Raw genomic sequence first — 16023 nt, 5'->3', positions numbered from 1 at the left:
CAAGAGATAGTCTCTTATTTTACTTTGTAAATAAGTTCTTCGCACTCTTCACTGCAATTCTTCCCTGACGCTTGATCGCATGTTTGATAACAATAGGCTTCATTTCCGTGAAATCTACACCTGCACTGTCATATTTTCTAGTCAATGAAATTGCATCAAATTTACATTTTGTTGTACAGACACCGCAGCCAACACATTGATATTCGTCTACAGCAACTGCTCCACAACCTAAACAACGCTCTGTTTCCTTTTTGATTTGCTCCTCTGTAAAGGTTTGGCGAAGATCAGTAAAGGTTTCTTTGGATTTACTTCCTTCAATATGCTGTGTTTTTTGTCTTGGAATGTTATCATAACCCTCCAAATTCAAATTAGACTTATCAAGAGCATGGTATTCTCTTTCTCTTGCTATTATTAAATTATCTTCATGTACATATCTATGAATGGAAATTGCACCTTGCTTGCCTAAAGCAATTGCATCTATAGCAAATTTAGGCCCTGTTACCACATCTCCACCTGCAAACACATCTTGTTCTCCTGTTTGGTAGCTTAAAGGATTCACTTTGATCGTTTTGTTCGGATTAAGCTGTAGCTTAGAATCAACTATAATTTCTCCCCAATCCATAGCCTGACCTACTGAAATCAATACATAGTCTGCATTTAAAACCTTGGTATCATTTTCGTCATAGGTAGGATTGAATTTTCCATTTCCATCAAACACGGAAACACACTTTTTAAATTCTACACCAACAACACGACCATTTTCGTGAAGAATACGTTTCGGTCCCCATGAATTGTTAATGCTGATCCCTTCTGCTAAAGCTTCCTCGATTTCCTCATCAAGGGCAGGCATTTCATTACGACTTTCCAAACAATACATATCAATTTGGGAAGCTCCGATTCTTTCAGCAGTTCTAGCCACGTCAATTGCTACATTACCACCGCCAATTACAATTACCTGACCGTTCATTTTCATATCTTCCCCAAGATTCACTTTACGTAAAAATTCTACGCCGGTAATAACGCCGTTACTGTCTTCCCCATCCAATCCTAAGCTTCTTCCCGCCTGTGCACCGATTGCAAGATAGAATGCTTTATATCCAAGCTTTCTTAATGCAGACAGAGAAACATCTTTTCCTATTTCCGTACCGGTTTTGAATTCTACTCCTAATTCTTTCAATATATTAATTTCAGCATTTACTACTTCTTTTCCAAGTCGGAAAGATGGAATACCAAGAGTTAACATACCTCCAAGCTTATTTTGTTTTTCGAACACTGTCACTTGATAACCCTCAACTGCAAGAAAATATGCACAGGAAAGTCCTGCCGGTCCAGCTCCAATCACAGCAATTTTATCCGGTCTTCCTTTTTTCTTCTCTGGCACAAAGCGATGTTCTGCTTTTAAATCTTGATCCGCAAGAAACTTCTTAACTTCATCTACTGCAAGTGGTTCATCAATTCCTGCTCTTGTACATGCAGATTCACACTTTCTAGGGCAAATACGTCCACAGACCGCTGGAAATGGATTTTCTTTCTTAATTAGTTCCAATGCTTCCTTATATCTTCCTTGTGAAGCCATCTTGATATAACCTTGAACAGCAATATGTGCGGGGCATTCTGATTTACACGGACTTGTTCCACTCTCCATAACGACCTTACGATTTCGATAATCCGGATCCCATCTATCTTTTCCCCATTTTGTATCAAAAGGTGTATCCTTTTCCTTGGGAGTTGGGAGTGGTTCTTTTGTGCACAGGTTCTGTCCCAATCTTAACGCATTCACCTGACAATTTTCTACACATTCACCACATGCTACACACTTATCCTTATTCACCTTTGCGATATAATTTGATCTTGAGAAGTCAGGATTCTTATAAAAGGTCGCATTTCTAAGACCAAAACAAGAGCAGCCGCAACAGTTGCAGATAGCAAGCGCATTTCCCGGACCCGATAAGTTAGGTATGGAGTGCACTAAGCCTTCTTTCTCTGCTTGTCTGCAAATTTCAATTGCTTCTTCTTTTGTAACGCGTCTTCCCCTTCCTGTACGTATGTAGTATTCTGCCGCTGGTCCAAGTTGAATACACATATCTTCTACTGTATGTCCGCAACCCTCACCAATCGTTCTCATGGATGTACGACAGGCACAATCTGCAACTGAGAATTGTTCATGTTTATTAATAAGCTCAGTAATTTCTTCGTAGGAAGCTTTTCTGGTGTCTCCTTCAATTGCACTATCAATTGGTATTACTCGCATAACTCCCATACCGATTGGAAGGTTACCGGCCAAAGTCGGTCCTAATTTTCTTGTGTATTCCTCAAAGCATTCGGCAATTACTGGATATTTCGTTACATTTTCTTTATTTGCTACCATGTATTCCATTACACCGGGTACAAAAAGTTCAAGAAAATAGTGATCTATTCCATTTATTGTTTCTACCTTGATAGAGCCATCGATTGCCATTTTGGACAAAAGCTTTTCTATTTCCTCCACTGGTCTTTTACATTCAGTAGCGATCGCATTGATACTCTTTGGCTTTCGAATCTCTAAATGAAGTGCAATTTCTGCCATTTCATCTGTTGTTACCGGTTCTAGAACACGATATTCCGGATCGGTTGGCTTTACTTTAACGATACCTCCTGTAAGTCCGGCATTTATTTTGTTAGCCAATTCCAATACTTTTTTCTTAACCATATTTACCTCTTTCTCCAAACCAGGTACTAACCTTTTTAAAATTTCTGTAGTTTGATTTTCTTTTCCTATTTTTATCGTTCTTTGAAAGTAAATAATTAAATGATAAACCGTACTCTTTTATTTATCATTCCATTCTGTGACCTGCGTTCTAATCCAGTCAAACCACTCCTGCATTCCTTGTGCATTCTTTGCTGAGATTGGAATTACTTTAATATTAGGATTCAATTTTTTTACTCGCTCCGTTACGGCTTCAAGATCAAACTCAAAAAATCCCATCGTATCAATTTTATTTACAAGCAAAACATCAACAATAGAAAACATTAATGGATATTTAAGTGGCTTATCATCTCCTTCTGGTACGCTAAGAATCATTGCATTTTTAGAGGCTCCTGTATCAAATTCTGCCGGACAGACTAAATTTCCCACATTCTCTAGTATTGCAAAGTCAATTTCTTCACATCCAAGCCCTTCCAGTCCTTGTTTTGTCATATCAGCATCTAGATGACACATACCTCCTGTATGTAACTGAATCACCTTAACTCCAGTTTTTGAAACAGCATCAGCATCTACATCTGAGTCAATATCAGCTTCCATAACACCAATACTCATTTCATCCTTTAGTGCTTCTATGGTTCTTAATACTGTTGTCGTTTTTCCTGAACCTGGTGATGACATTAAATTTAATAAAAAGGTCTTATTCTTTTTTAAATCCTTTCGAAGCAGTTCTGCCTGTTTATCATTATCCTCAAATACACTCCGTTTAATTTCCATCACTTTAAATGTATTCATCCTAAACCTCCGTAATTTTCTATTTTTTAAGCTTATATCCTTTAAACTAGAAGGATATAAGCTATATACCTTTGCATGCAGTATAATTTTATTCTGAAAGACTCTTTACTTCCTTATATTTTTTCATATCTACATATAGTTCTCCAAGATATGGATTTCTCTTATTCACTGCTACCTTATAAATCATAAACACAAACACTGCTATGTTAACTGACACTGCTGCCAAACTCCAGAAAAAAAGCCATGATGTATTATAGGTAGAAGCTACTGCAAATTTTCCTTCGTCAATAAAGGCGGGTATGGTCTGCGCAAACATACACCACAATGCAAGTGTTTGAGCTCTATGTTGTAACCATGCACCTTTCCCAATTGTAAAAGCACATGCAGTAGGCGCCAATAATAATGCAAATCCACAGTACCACGCATGCCCGGGCAGGCAGTTATAGGTATAAGCAAAATTCCAAACATCATAGGCTACGATCCAAAACCACATCATGTCAGGCCAAAGCATATCCCTGCTCGAGTCCTTTTTTGTGACCTTGCGGATACAAATGCCAAACCAGCCGGTTATTGTAATGATATTCAAAATACCTGCTATCGCATTCATATAATTCCATGAACCTCCGATCACATACATCGATTCATCAGATAAGGTTCCACCCTGCACATAATTGAGCCCTACTTCAATATCTCTTACTACTGCTTCACATATATTGATGGCTAAAATCAGAGGTGGAAAGCATAACGCTATCTTATTTGTTGAAAGACTCCATTCTTTTCCAGTTTTCTTGTTAATGCCATGTAAATGGCGAATACACCAAAAACCAATGCATCCTGCTGTAGATGAGTAAACCTTTGCCAAATGAAACCAATCGGTATATGTAGTATCACTTAATACTGTAAACCAAAGTACCGATAAGACAATGGGCATAACAACAAAGCAGATAAATCCCGCAATTGAATTTCTTCTTGTTATTTCATTTAGTAGAAATAAAAGGCAAAATACGATAACCCAAACAAGACAGACAGAAATTGTGCTAGCACCATTTTCATAGTTGAATTGAAACATAAATTTTCCCCCTTTTTTTGTGGTCATACCAGTATGACACGTTTAACTTTGACAATATATTAACATAATATATTATAAAATGTCAAGTAAATATGCCGTTTATAAGTTATATTTTTATATTTTTTTTGCATATTTTTGTTGATTTTTAGTTATTTTTACTATATAATATTTATTGGTATGTGGACATACCACAAACAGTATAAGGAGTGACAAGCCATGGAATTTAGTAAGATCAGTGCACCATCATTAAAAGAATTATTCATTAATCAACTGGAAACTATGATTTTATCAGGTAAACTTCCAATCGGAGAAAAGCTGCCTTCTGAGCGAGAGCTTTCTGAGTCGATGCAGGTAAGCAGAGCGGTTGTGAATGCTGGTATTAGCGAACTGGCCAGAAAAGGCTTTCTAATAATAAAACCCAGAGTAGGTACTTTCGTTGCAGATTATCGAAGAAACGGAACTTTAGAAACATTAATTTCGATTATGAATTACAATGGAGGAATATTAAGAGATGCAGAAATACGTTCTATTTTAGAACTTCGTATCGCTTTTGAAACGCTTGCAATTGAATTGTGCGTTCCAAAAATAACAAATGAGGAAATTGGTAAACTAAAAGAATATGTAACACAGATGAAAACGACTGAATCCATTGATTTCGCAAGTGAGCTTGCCTTTTTGTTTCAGCATGAATTAGCTTGTCTTTCAGGAAATACACTATTACCTTTAATCGTTTCCTCCTTTAAAATTCCTGTCATGTCATTATGGAAACGCTTTTGCAGATTATATGGTATTGAATCTTTACACAATAATACCAGCGTTTTATATCAGTATATTGAAGATAGAAATTTAGTAAAGGCCAAGGAATGGCTTCTGACTTCTATTCTTGATACAGTACAAGGTGACAGACAGATCTATTATTAGTGTTTTAACATTGTATCAAGCTTACCATATGAAAATATCTACCCGCTTTTTTGCAGGTAGATATTTTTAATTGCTTATTCTTCACAGGTAATTGTAAATGTTCTTTCGTAGGGAGTGTAATCATTTAGATAAATGGTAAAGCCATTTTCATTAAATTCTTCTCCCGAATAGTGTCCGCCAAATTCATGTGTGCCATAGCCTGGGCCTATTTTGATTTTTTGTTCTCCATGGTGCAGTGTAAGATACCCCTTCTTCAATACCATACCTCTACCTTGTTCAGCAGACATGTAGAACGCTTCATGTTCAAGAACGGCTCCGGTTGGAATGCAAATTTCAACGCGTAGCGGCAATTTGTCAAGCCCAACGGATTTTACATGAAATTCCATTCCATTTTCAAGCTCTATCATAATGACTTCAACCTTTAATTCACTGCTGATTTGAAGCTCTCTTTTTGAGTGATTCATTTTCCACCAATCTGAGGTAGCTTGTTTTTCTTTAAAAGGAAGATAATACCATCCCTTTGCAACGGAACTTAAGACATACTCTTTATCTTTCACCTCCATATTTTGAGGTATAAAGTTTCTTATATCACAATAGCTTTCACCAATTTTAAGATAAATTAAAGTATCTTTGAATTTTATATAGGTAAATGCACTTTTTCCTTTTAAAATACTATAGCCAAACTTATCATTCCTAACTCGCATGACTCCAGCTTTTTTAAAGTATTTACGGTAAGTATTTAAAAAACCATAACCTGTAAATTCGTATTCTTCCATTTCTCGATGAAGCATAATGGTGTAAAGGCATTGCGGTGCCAAATCTCCACGTTCCATATTATCTCTTATTATTTTATGTGCTGCATTTCCAAAAACTGGATCTTCATTTTTTGTGGCCAGATACAAGTACTGATAAAAATACTGATTCGGATACGCTGCCTTTCCCTGATCCTGCCTTGTTGAATTCTGCGTAAAAATTGTATCATCTGGATCAAAATAATACATCATCATTTTAAGATTTCTTTCTACAAAACCAAGATAATATTCATCTTTACTCTCTTCATACATTGCCATCATAGCGTTATTTACTACTGCATTGTAATTACCGGTAGAGCGCTCCGCATATTCGCCTTCCTCATCTCCGTCAATTCCCTCAGCCAAATATTGAAATGCTCTCTTGTTTAATTGTTCCTTTAACGAGTTGTCCTCCACCAAATTTACTCCTTGCATCAATGCTGCCGCTATCGCCCATCTATGATTTGGAGTGTGAAATCCTCCTAAAAGAATGGACTTTAAGGAACGAAGTAAAATAGCTTTATATTTACCAATCAGTTCTTCTTCTCTTGGTTCATACTTTATTAAGACTCGGTATCCTGCAATCAGTCGCTTAAAACAAAATGAGGTATCAGGAGTTGAATGAAAATTACAGCAAGGATAATCAAAACTACCGTCGTCTCTTTGTGTTCTTGCTACAAAATCAAGTGCCGCATTCATAGCATCTTTTAATATACGATCATGATAATATCTGCTTTTTACATTACAATAGACAGCCACTGCCTCAGACATTGCATAAACGGTTGGTTTTGCCTCATATATCTCCCCCCTCATTGCTCCAAAGTCTAATCGGGTTTTATCCTTAACCTGTATCTTAATAAAATGTTCTACCCGAATCTCAGCAGAGCGAATAATATGTTGCATATATCTTTTCATTACAATCCCGTCCTTTCAAACGTATGAATTGATCGATTCATACTAATGCTTTTATTCACACTTCATATTAGCATGTCTTACAAGCAAACCTGCCCCCAAAATTCCTGCATCATTTTCAAGCTGTGCCATCACAATCCGTGAATGTTTATTCGAGGCTCTCGCATATTCCTCTTCCTGAACTCTTTTTAACAATCTGCTAATAATTAAATCTCCGGCCTTACTGATTCCTCCTCCGATACAAACCATATCGGGTTGAAAGATATTAATAATGTTAATAATACCGACAGATAAATAGTAAATGTATTGGTTCATAACCTTTTCTGCCGTCTTATCTAATAATCGAACAGAATCAAATAAGGTCTTTCCCTCTACCTTTTCGAGATTATAATCACAAAGCTCCCACAGAATTGACTCTTTATCCTTTTTCATCGCAGCCTTTGTCTGTTCAATTAACGCAGTTGCAGAAGCATAGGCTTCAAAGCAGCCTCTCCTGCCGCAGTTACATGCAATGCCTTCGCAATTAATTACAATATGCCCAAGCTCACCTGCGGCATAATTCATTCCCTCATAAAGTTTTCTGTCAATAATAATACCTCCGCCGATACCAGTCCCCAATGTTACCATAATTAAGGAATTTACATCTTTTCCCGCACCCGCAATAAACTCACCATATGCAGCAGCATTTGCATCATTATTCATGGCAATAGGTATTTTGTTATAGCGCTCTTTAAGCATTCCCACTAAATCCTCATCATGAAAAGCAAGGTTGTTTGCAAATTCAATTTTTCCACTTTCTTTGTTTACCGTTCCTGGCACACCAACTCCTATGCATTCAATACTTTCTTCTGTAACTTCCATTTCATATAACATTTTATTAATCATCGAAACTACACAGTAAATTATCTCACTGGCTGTGCCTTCTTGGGGTGTTTCCACGGAATCCATGCTAATTAAGTGATCGTTGTCATCAATCAACCCAATTGCAATGTTAGTTCCACCTATATCTACTCCTATTGCATATTTTTTCATAGTATCCTCCATTCGTGCCACTATCTCAATTGTCTGCGGCCGTAAAAGACCTGATCTCACATCTTATTCGAATGACTTTCTATCAAAGATAAAGCTGCCTCATCTGCAACCACTATGACATTTTTATGAAGCTGCAAAATTGAAGCCTGAACCTTAGGTGTAATTGGTCCAAAAAAAGCCTGTTGTAAGATGACTGCCTTGTCTGCTCCACTCACTACCACAACAATTTCATTTGCCTGCATTATAGTTTTAATTCCCATTGTATACGCTTGCTTTGGTACCTCATCAATATTGTTAAAAAAACGCTTGTTTGCATTGATTGTAGAATCTGTCAAATCAACGCAATGTGTAATCGCTTCAAACACTTCATTGGGTTCGTTAAAACCAATATGACCATTGTGTCCTAAACCAAGTAGCTGTAAATCTATTCCCTGACATTTTTCTATTATTTTATCATAAGCCTTGCAGACCTTATCGCTGTCGGATTCCATACCATCCGGTAAAAAGGTCTGATTCGGATTCATATTCACCTTAGAAAACAACTTCTCATTCATAAAATAGTAATAGCTTTGTTTATTTTCTTTTGAAATCCCTTTATATTCATCCAGATTCACCGAGGTTATTTTTGAAAAATCCAAATCCCCCTTCACATACCATTTTGATAACTTTTCATAGATTCCGATCACAGAGGAGCCGGTTGCAAGTCCCAGCACGCAATCCGGTTTCATAATAATTTGAGCTGAAATAATATTTGCTGCTTTCCTGCTCATATCTAAATAGTCTTTTGCTTTTATTATTCTCATTGTTATGCTCTCCTAACACATTTAATCCTTTGTTTAAGAAAATAAAGGTTAAATAGACTATAACTTTTCTTGTGAAGTCTAATTGATATCTATAACCTTATTACAATCCTTATCTTTATAAGTATTTAATTTATTATACAAAAAAGATTTATCATAAACTACATAATTTTTGTTATTTTGTTGCAATATTGTTGCATATATTGCTAACAAGTATTACAATGTATTATAAAATCAACAACATACGCAACATTTCATCGAAAGGATTTCTTTTTATGCTAATTAATGACTCTCTTTTATACGAACCCAAACATAGTATTATCATTAATGATCTCAACAACAACCTGTTTTATTATTTTGATTATGATGAAAGAAATGCCGCTATTAATATGGAATTTCAACATTTTCATCAATTTTATGAAATATTAATTCTTCTTGCTCCAGAGGCAAATCATTTAATTGAAGGTAATTCTTTTCATTTGAAAATGGGCGATATGGTGTTACTTCCTCCGTATTGCCTTCATAAATCTATTTATAATGAAGGTCAGTCCAGTAAAAGACTTGTTATCAATTTTATGTTACCCGCTGATTTGTTTGGTTTGCCAAATGGGTATTCCAGCTTATTGAAACCATTTTTTGATGAGGTTCCAATCTATCGCTTTTCACAAGAGCAAAAAGAGCTTCTCTACAAAAAACTCAATGAAATATTTCTATATTCAAAGCAAGATGATTATAAACAATCTGAGCTCAATGAACTAATTATTCATACAAAATTCGTTGATTTTTTAAATACAATTTTGAGATTTAAAGATCAAAGTATTTATAGTAATACAGACGAGAATCAAACACCGACTGCGCTGAAAATGTATGAAGTAAGTTCTTATATTCACAGTCATTTTGATGAAGCTCTCAGCTTAGACTTTCTGGCTGCTCGATTTTACCTAAGTCCTTACTATTTATCACATCAATTCAAAAAAATTACAAATTTTACGGTTTCTAATTACATTCAAATGACTCGAATTAAACATGCCCAGCATTTGTTAATCACAACGAACCACAAGATTACAGATATTGCAGTTTCCTGTGGATTTACCAGCTTTTCACAATTTAATCGTGTGTTCAAAAAGATCAATCATATGTCGCCAAGAGATTACCGGAAAAATGGTTATTAATAATTAAAGCTTATTTTTCTCCTCTTGGTCACCACCAATCAGGACAGTTTTGATACTGTAGTCTTTATTTAGCACTAAAATATCTGCTTTTCGTCCGACCTCTATGCATCCGATCTGCTTTTCTTTACGAATGGATTTGGCCGGTAAATACGTTGCACTTAATATGGCAGCTTCCGGCTTTACTCCAAATTGAATGGCTAATATCATGGTTTGATACAAATTAATTGCTGAACCTGCAATCGTTCCATCTGATAATGCAGCCTTTTTATGTTGCACCGTAACCAAAAGTCCTCCCAGTTGGTAAATACCGTCATTAAGACCTGCAGCCATCATTGAATCCGAGATCAATACTACCTTTTGTGGAATACTTTGAAACAGAAATCGAATAATAGCAGGATGCAAGTGAATTCCGTCACAGATTATCTCTGTAAAACAGGGCTGCTCTAGTGCAGCTCCTATCACTCCCGGTTCTCTGTGATGCAGTGGATTCATCGCATTAAAAAGGTGTGTGATGTGTCTGGCTCCGGCCTGCATTGCTTCAGTTGCGATATCATATGTTGCATTGGTATGGGCTATGGATATTATTTTATCGCTTTTGTATTCTTTCACAAAGTCAATCGCTCCCTCAAGGCAAGGATCTATACTGACAAGCTTTATGTTATTTCCACTTAATTCATCTAACTCGTCAAAAAATTCTTGATCAATTTTCATCAAATATTTCTCATCATGTGCACCCTTTTTGTCTTTTCCAAGAAAGGGACCTTCCATATGAATTCCGAGTATTTTAGCTCTATGATTATCTAGTCCGCAGCATTGTCTGATGTTTTTAGCTGCCTGCCTGCTAAGCTCTTTACTCTGCGTCATAGTTGTGGCAAGTACACTTGTAATTCCATTTTGCGCATAATAGTGACACATTTTACTAATTCCATTAACATCTGAGGTGGAAAAATCTTCTCCAACACAGCCGTGACTATGAATTTCAACCAGACCGGGAATCACATAGCAGCCAGCACAATCAATTGCTTTATCTCCTTTTAGATTAGTCCCAAGCTTTGCTATTAGTCCATTGGTACATAATACATCGGTTTTTGTAAATTCTCCATTAATAAATACATATCCATTTTTTAGAAGCATATGCGTTTCCTTCCTCTTACACCTTTTACCTATTTTATTGTTTTATATATTGTAACACAAGCACTCGTTTAAAAATGGAAAATCCGATTACTTTGTATGGAAAATATCATATTATGTATATTGTTTGCTTTTTTAATAATACTACTAATAAAAATTCAAAGGGGTTTGATTTAATGGAAGATGAAAAAAAAGGACTGACAGCCGGCCATTTAACTATGATGGCTCTTGGAACTGTAATTGGAGGCTCTTTCTTCTTGGGCTCATCCGTTGCAATACAATCTACTGGTCCCAGTATTATTCTGTCTTATATTGTATGTGGTATATTAGTTTACTTTATTTTATTTGCTCTCTCTGAGATGACAGTCTCTACACAGGCTGCCGGTTCTTTTCGCACCTTTGCTTCACAATACATCAGCGAGGGAACTGGCTATGTTGTAGGCTGGGTTTATTGGACCGGAATGGTGATTGCCATGTCAAGCGAAGCAACTGCGGTTTCCTTGCTGGTAAGAGAATGGTACCCTACAGTTTCATTATCACTTTTAGGAGCTTTTATTATTGTTGTAGTAACCCTGTTAAATCTCTTGGGAGCCAGACAATTAAGCCGTCTTGAGGGAATGCTTGCTGCTATTAAGATTTTTGCAATTGCTGCATTTATTATATTGGGTTTACTTCTTATTGTCGGATTCATTCCTGGTATCCCAGCAGTTAAAAGCAGCTTATTTCGTTCTGAGCCTTTTTTAAAGGGTGGTATTAAAAATTTAGCAGGCAGCATGTTAATTGTACTATTTACTTATGCCGGCTTTGAAATTATCGGATTGGCTGCCACGGAAGCTAAGGACAAACAAAAAACGATACCAAAAGCGATTCATGCTACTGTATTTTCTTTGATTACGCTCTATATTTTGTGTATCACTGTTTTGCTCTTTCTTGTTCCAACCGTTACCTTAAATGACAATGTAAGTCCTCTTGTCAGTGCTTTGAACCGCTATAACCTTAATTGGGCTGGTACTGCTATGAATATCATATTGATTAGTGCGATTTTATCAACCATGCTGGCCGCCATGTTTGGCCTTGGAAGAATGCTTCGATCTTTGGTCGAAGATGGACTTGGTCCTAAATTTTTAAAAGATAAAACTGACGTTCCCTATCGTGGTATTTTATTTTCTGGTTTTAGTATGTTGTGCTCCTTGTTTGTAGGTCTTCTTTTTCCGCGTGTCTATTTGTTTCTTATTAGCTCCGGCGGTTTTGCACTTCTATTTACTTACATCGTACTAATGTTTACGCACATTCGTTATCGTAGAAAGAATGGTAAGCCAAAAGGAAATTGTCATATGTGTGGATTCCCTTACAGCTCTTTCTTTACACTAATTGGTCTGTTGGTTGCAATGTTTAGTATGCCATTTGCAGAAGGCCAAACTGCTGGATTTTTTGCCGGTCTTTTACTCGTTTTATTTTACAGTGCAAGCTATTTCATTATTAAATTTTTTAATGCGCGAAAGCTTCATAAGCTTCTTGTTAAGACATCAAAACTACCTAGCAATGGTTCTTTTATCACTGAATTTTCTGACGAATTTCATAAATCAAAACATAAAAATTCAGATAAAAATTGATTTTATTATTGATATTTTTTAATCAAAAGCTTTACAAATAGACAATTTCTTACTATAATATATCTTTATGAATGAAACTATATTGTATACTATTAGGAGGAATTTAATAACTTGGAAAACACAAAAGAGCATTATGGACTATTTACCGCCACTACAATGATTATTGGAATTGTAATTGGTTCAGGTATTTTTTTTAAAAGCGATGATGTACTGCTTTATACAGGTGGTAATGTATTATTGGGTGTTCTGGTGTTTTGCATTGGTGCACTTAGTATTATATTCGGAAGCTTAACCATTACAGAATTGTCAATCCGCTCCAAAAAAGACGGAGGTGTGATCGGATATTATGAGGAATTCATCTCAACCGAGGCAGCTAATGCTTTTGGTTGGTTTCAAACACTTGTATATTATCCAACAATTAATGCCGTTATATCGTGGGTGGCCGCAATTTATCTTTTATCATTATTTCACGTAGACGAAACTTTAGAGGCTCAAATAATAATTGGTTTTATAATATTTACATTTATTTATGCAATTAATACCTTTTCTTATAAAATGGGAGGACACATTCAGAATATGTCAACCATTATTAAATTAATTCCTTTGTTGCTGATTGCGTCAGTAGGATTTTTTTGGAAAGGCAGTATACCGATTATTCCTTCTGACGTTACTGTAATAACCAAAACCACAGTAGGCTTTAAATGGCTCACCGCGCTGGCACCAATCGCCTACTCTTTTGATGGTTGGATTATTGCTACCAGCATAACAAATGAAGTAAAGAACCCCAAACGAAATATGTCCTTAGCACTTATCATCGGACCTATTGTTGTTCTGTCTGTTTATTTATTGTATTTTTTAGGATTAAACCAAATGCTTGGTGCTGAATTTATTATGTCAACCGGTAATGCAGGCATTAACATGGTAGGAACACTTCTTTTTGGTAAAAATGGCTCCAGTATTCTTATGATATTTATTATCATTGCAATTGTTGGAGTAATTAACGGTGTATCCCTTGGTAATATTCGACTTCCACAAACCTTGGCGAGTAAAAATATGATTCCGCATTCAGATAAAATATCAAAACTTCATCCAAAATATGAGGTTTCAATTCCTTCTGTATGGATTTCCTATGTAGTTACTCTTATTTGGATGTTGATTCACTATATTACTCAAAAAACTGGAATCTTACACGGTGGAGATGTCAGTGAAATCGCAATTGTATTTAGTTATTGTTGTTATACTATTTTATATATCAAGGTGATTCGCATGAAAAAGCAAAAAATAATTGACAGCTTCTTTAAGGGAATTATATGTCCCATTTTAGCATTAGCAGGCTCTTCTATTATTTTATGCGGTGGCATTATATCCAATCCTTTTTATGTAATTTGCTTTATCATCCTTTGCTCCTTAATTTGTAGCCTCGGATATTCCTACTCTAAATTTACGAATCAAAAAAACTGTCAGCTCTAAGGCATTTTTAGTGCATTTCGCAGTAGATAAAAATGGTGATGAAATAGAATTTTACAGGGTGCTGAAAAAGTAAGCACCCTGTAAAATTCTATTTCTATTCTTATTCCCTATTCTTTTATTTCTCTGCCATTATGACATAAAAATATTCATTTAATTCTTTCACCGTTATATCTTTGAATTTGCATTCTTCAAGCAATTTCTGCAATTCATCGCTGCCTACTCTGTGATTAACAGGAGGACCCCAATCCGTCTCTCTTTTAATCCATTCAATAATTGCAATCCTGCCATTATCTTTTAATATTCGGTCTGTTTCCGTTATAAATCTAATCTTATCCTCTACTTCATGCAGCACGGTACAAATAAGAGCAAGTGATACTGTATCCTCCTTAATCTTTAAATCATATTCTTGTGTAACAGCAGTTTTAACATTGTTCAAACCACTTTCCTTGATTCTATGTTCTGTTTCTTCAATCATAGAAGGTTCCACATCCAATGCGTAAACGACTCCATTTTCTCCTATTGCTTTGCCTGCAGGAATTGAAAAAAATCCAATGCCACAGCCTACATCCGCTATATGCTCTCCTTGCCTTAAACCGATGATTTTAAATATTTTTTCAATTGGAAGCATTTCTCTTCTTTTCGGATTATCTAATTTATTCTTATTATTTACATCAAACTTATGAGTCATCTTAACTCCTTTCTACTATCATTTTATTTAACTGCCTTAATTCCAAACATTGGTGTTGGTATGTAAAATTCATCCTGTTCCAAATATATTCGTTCTCCTACGCCTTTATCAATTTCAATGCTTTTGTAACCAAGTTCTTCTAATATTTGAATATCCCACTCAGGTCTGATTTGAGCACTGATTGGAAGCATATGATAGATATGATGACATTTATCCAGTTCCTCCTTGGAAAGCTGATTATGAGCATGTTTGGCACAATTAATTTGTTGTTTGTGATGATCCTTCGCATACTCTGCATCGTAGTTTAGTAAAATTCCTCCTGACTTCAACACACTTAACCATTGCTTATATGCTTCCTTGGGATTTGTCAGATTCCATGTCACATTTCTGGCAATTACCACATCAAAACTCTCCTTGTCAAAAGTCAGCTTTTCTGCGTCCATAGTTAATAGATTTATCTTTTCAGATGCTCCATGAAGCATTAGCTTTCCCTGTTCTATCATAGATTGCGTAATATCAATACCAGTCACCTGATGTCCTAATTCAGCCAGCAAAATAGAAAAGAATCCACAACCGCAGCCTACGTCTAGAATATTTAATCCGGCAATTGGTAGTTTTTTCTTTATTTCTTCTTTCCATCGTATATATTTATTGCTGTTGAGTTCTGCCTTTCTTAAAATGGTAAAACCGCTACTTCGTTCTTCCCAATACTCTTTGATAAATTCCTTTGCTACTGTTTCCTCCTGTATATTAGCTTTGTTTCTTATTTTGGTCATTTTATATCACCGCCGTTATCATAAACATTGGAGTTGCAAAATAATTTGTCTTTTCTATGCTTGACCATACTCATTCTCCTATTGATAAATCGATCTCAATTAAAGTTCTTCCAAGATCTTTTTGTCCCATTGTGGTCGTATCTTTTGGCTTAGAGGCACCTCTTCTTTAA

13 protein-coding genes are annotated in these 16023 nt (G+C 35.7%); 4 read left to right on the top strand and 9 right to left on the bottom strand.

Going from position 1 to position 16023, the window contains the following annotated elements; translation table 11 throughout:
- Nucleotides 1-19 precede the first annotated feature (19 nt).
- From C8E03_RS07430 to C8E03_RS07420, 3 genes are all read right to left on the bottom strand, one after another.
- Entirely contained in the window at nt 20-2689 is a 2670-nt protein-coding gene (locus C8E03_RS07430; protein ID WP_110290665.1) for an FAD-dependent oxidoreductase, read from the bottom strand.
- 117 nt (nt 2690-2806) lie between these two features.
- Entirely contained in the window at nt 2807-3478 is a 672-nt protein-coding gene (gene hypB, locus C8E03_RS07425) for a hydrogenase nickel incorporation protein HypB (RefSeq protein WP_094379197.1), read from the bottom strand.
- Nucleotides 3479-3566: 88 nt separating this feature from the next.
- Entirely contained in the window at nt 3567-4547 is a 981-nt protein-coding gene (locus C8E03_RS07420) for a DUF5692 family protein (RefSeq protein ID WP_094379199.1), read from the bottom strand.
- A 216-nt stretch (nt 4548-4763) separates the two neighbouring features.
- Between C8E03_RS07420 and C8E03_RS07415 the strand changes: the two genes are divergently transcribed.
- Complete coding sequence (locus tag C8E03_RS07415; protein ID WP_094379201.1) at nt 4764-5468, top strand: FadR/GntR family transcriptional regulator; 705 nt, start codon at nt 4764-4766, stop codon at nt 5466-5468.
- A 74-nt stretch (nt 5469-5542) separates the two neighbouring features.
- Here C8E03_RS07415 and C8E03_RS07410 read toward each other — a convergent pair whose 3' ends face one another.
- The 3 genes from C8E03_RS07410 to nagB are packed head-to-tail and all read right to left on the bottom strand — an operon-like array spanning nt 5543 to nt 9006.
- Nucleotides 5543-7174 carry a prenyltransferase/squalene oxidase repeat-containing protein gene (locus C8E03_RS07410; RefSeq protein WP_094379203.1) on the bottom strand — a complete coding sequence of 544 codons (1632 nt, stop codon included), beginning with the start codon at nt 7172-7174 and terminating at the stop codon, nt 5543-5545.
- 51 nt (nt 7175-7225) lie between these two features.
- Nucleotides 7226-8203 (bottom strand): ROK family protein, encoded by a 978-nt coding sequence (locus C8E03_RS07405; protein ID WP_170122929.1) that lies wholly within the window; start codon nt 8201-8203, stop codon nt 7226-7228.
- 56 nt (nt 8204-8259) lie between these two features.
- Entirely contained in the window at nt 8260-9006 is a 747-nt protein-coding gene (nagB, locus tag C8E03_RS07400; RefSeq protein WP_110290664.1) for a glucosamine-6-phosphate deaminase, read from the bottom strand.
- A gap of 272 nt (nt 9007-9278) precedes the next feature.
- Here nagB and C8E03_RS07395 point away from each other — a divergent pair, with 272 nt between their 5' ends.
- Nucleotides 9279-10175 (top strand): AraC family transcriptional regulator, encoded by an 897-nt coding sequence (locus C8E03_RS07395; RefSeq protein ID WP_094379209.1) that lies wholly within the window; start codon nt 9279-9281, stop codon nt 10173-10175.
- A gap of 3 nt (nt 10176-10178) precedes the next feature.
- On the opposite strand, the gene nagA is transcribed toward C8E03_RS07395, so the two are convergent.
- Nucleotides 10179-11309, bottom strand: a complete 1131-nt coding sequence (gene nagA, locus C8E03_RS07390; RefSeq protein ID WP_110290663.1) for an N-acetylglucosamine-6-phosphate deacetylase — start codon at nt 11307-11309, stop codon at nt 10179-10181.
- 173 nt (nt 11310-11482) lie between these two features.
- Here nagA and C8E03_RS07385 point away from each other — a divergent pair, with 173 nt between their 5' ends.
- Together C8E03_RS07385 and C8E03_RS07380 are read left to right on the top strand one after the other, a co-directional pair.
- Nucleotides 11483-12919 (top strand): amino acid permease, encoded by a 1437-nt coding sequence (locus tag C8E03_RS07385; protein ID WP_110290685.1) that lies wholly within the window; start codon nt 11483-11485, stop codon nt 12917-12919.
- Nucleotides 12920-13030: 111 nt separating this feature from the next.
- Nucleotides 13031-14389, top strand: a complete 1359-nt coding sequence (locus tag C8E03_RS07380) for an APC family permease (RefSeq protein WP_110290662.1) — start codon at nt 13031-13033, stop codon at nt 14387-14389.
- 115 nt (nt 14390-14504) lie between these two features.
- Here C8E03_RS07380 and C8E03_RS07375 read toward each other — a convergent pair whose 3' ends face one another.
- Nucleotides 14505-15077: a class I SAM-dependent methyltransferase gene (locus C8E03_RS07375; protein WP_094379215.1), complete on the bottom strand. Its 573-nt coding sequence runs from the start codon at nt 15075-15077 to the stop codon at nt 14505-14507.
- Nucleotides 15078-15100: 23 nt separating this feature from the next.
- Nucleotides 15101-15853, bottom strand: a complete 753-nt coding sequence (locus C8E03_RS07370) for a class I SAM-dependent methyltransferase (RefSeq protein WP_110290661.1) — start codon at nt 15851-15853, stop codon at nt 15101-15103.
- Nucleotides 15854-16023: the final 170 nt, after the last annotated feature.

The organism is Lachnotalea glycerini, assembly GCF_003201285.1.
Classification (GTDB): Bacteria; Bacillota; Clostridia; order Lachnospirales; family Lachnospiraceae; genus Lachnotalea; species Lachnotalea glycerini.
The sequence above is the reverse complement of the archived record's forward strand: the minus strand, read 5'-3'. Positions and strand labels throughout refer to the sequence as shown.

What these genes read in the sequence shown, in the direction of transcription:
- C8E03_RS07430 (WP_110290665.1), bottom strand. Translation starts at nt 2,689, where the DNA reads ATGGTTAAGAAAAAAGTATTGGAATTGGCTAACAAAATAAATGCCGGA.
- hypB (WP_094379197.1), bottom strand. Translation starts at nt 3,478, where the DNA reads ATGAATACATTTAAAGTGATGGAAATTAAACGGAGTGTATTTGAGGAT.
- C8E03_RS07420 (WP_094379199.1), bottom strand. Translation starts at nt 4,547, where the DNA reads ATGTTTCAATTCAACTATGAAAATGGTGCTAGCACAATTTCTGTCTGT.
- C8E03_RS07415 (WP_094379201.1), top strand. Translation starts at nt 4,764, where the DNA reads ATGGAATTTAGTAAGATCAGTGCACCATCATTAAAAGAATTATTCATT.
- C8E03_RS07410 (WP_094379203.1), bottom strand. Translation starts at nt 7,174, where the DNA reads ATGAAAAGATATATGCAACATATTATTCGCTCTGCTGAGATTCGGGTA.
- C8E03_RS07405 (WP_170122929.1), bottom strand. Translation starts at nt 8,203, where the DNA reads ATGAAAAAATATGCAATAGGAGTAGATATAGGTGGAACTAACATTGCA.
- nagB (WP_110290664.1), bottom strand. Translation starts at nt 9,006, where the DNA reads ATGAGAATAATAAAAGCAAAAGACTATTTAGATATGAGCAGGAAAGCA.
- C8E03_RS07395 (WP_094379209.1), top strand. Translation starts at nt 9,279, where the DNA reads ATGCTAATTAATGACTCTCTTTTATACGAACCCAAACATAGTATTATC.
- nagA (WP_110290663.1), bottom strand. Translation starts at nt 11,309, where the DNA reads ATGCTTCTAAAAAATGGATATGTATTTATTAATGGAGAATTTACAAAA.
- C8E03_RS07385 (WP_110290685.1), top strand. Translation starts at nt 11,483, where the DNA reads ATGGAAGATGAAAAAAAAGGACTGACAGCCGGCCATTTAACTATGATG.
- C8E03_RS07375 (WP_094379215.1), bottom strand. Translation starts at nt 15,077, where the DNA reads ATGACTCATAAGTTTGATGTAAATAATAAGAATAAATTAGATAATCCG.
- C8E03_RS07370 (WP_110290661.1), bottom strand. Translation starts at nt 15,853, where the DNA reads ATGACCAAAATAAGAAACAAAGCTAATATACAGGAGGAAACAGTAGCA.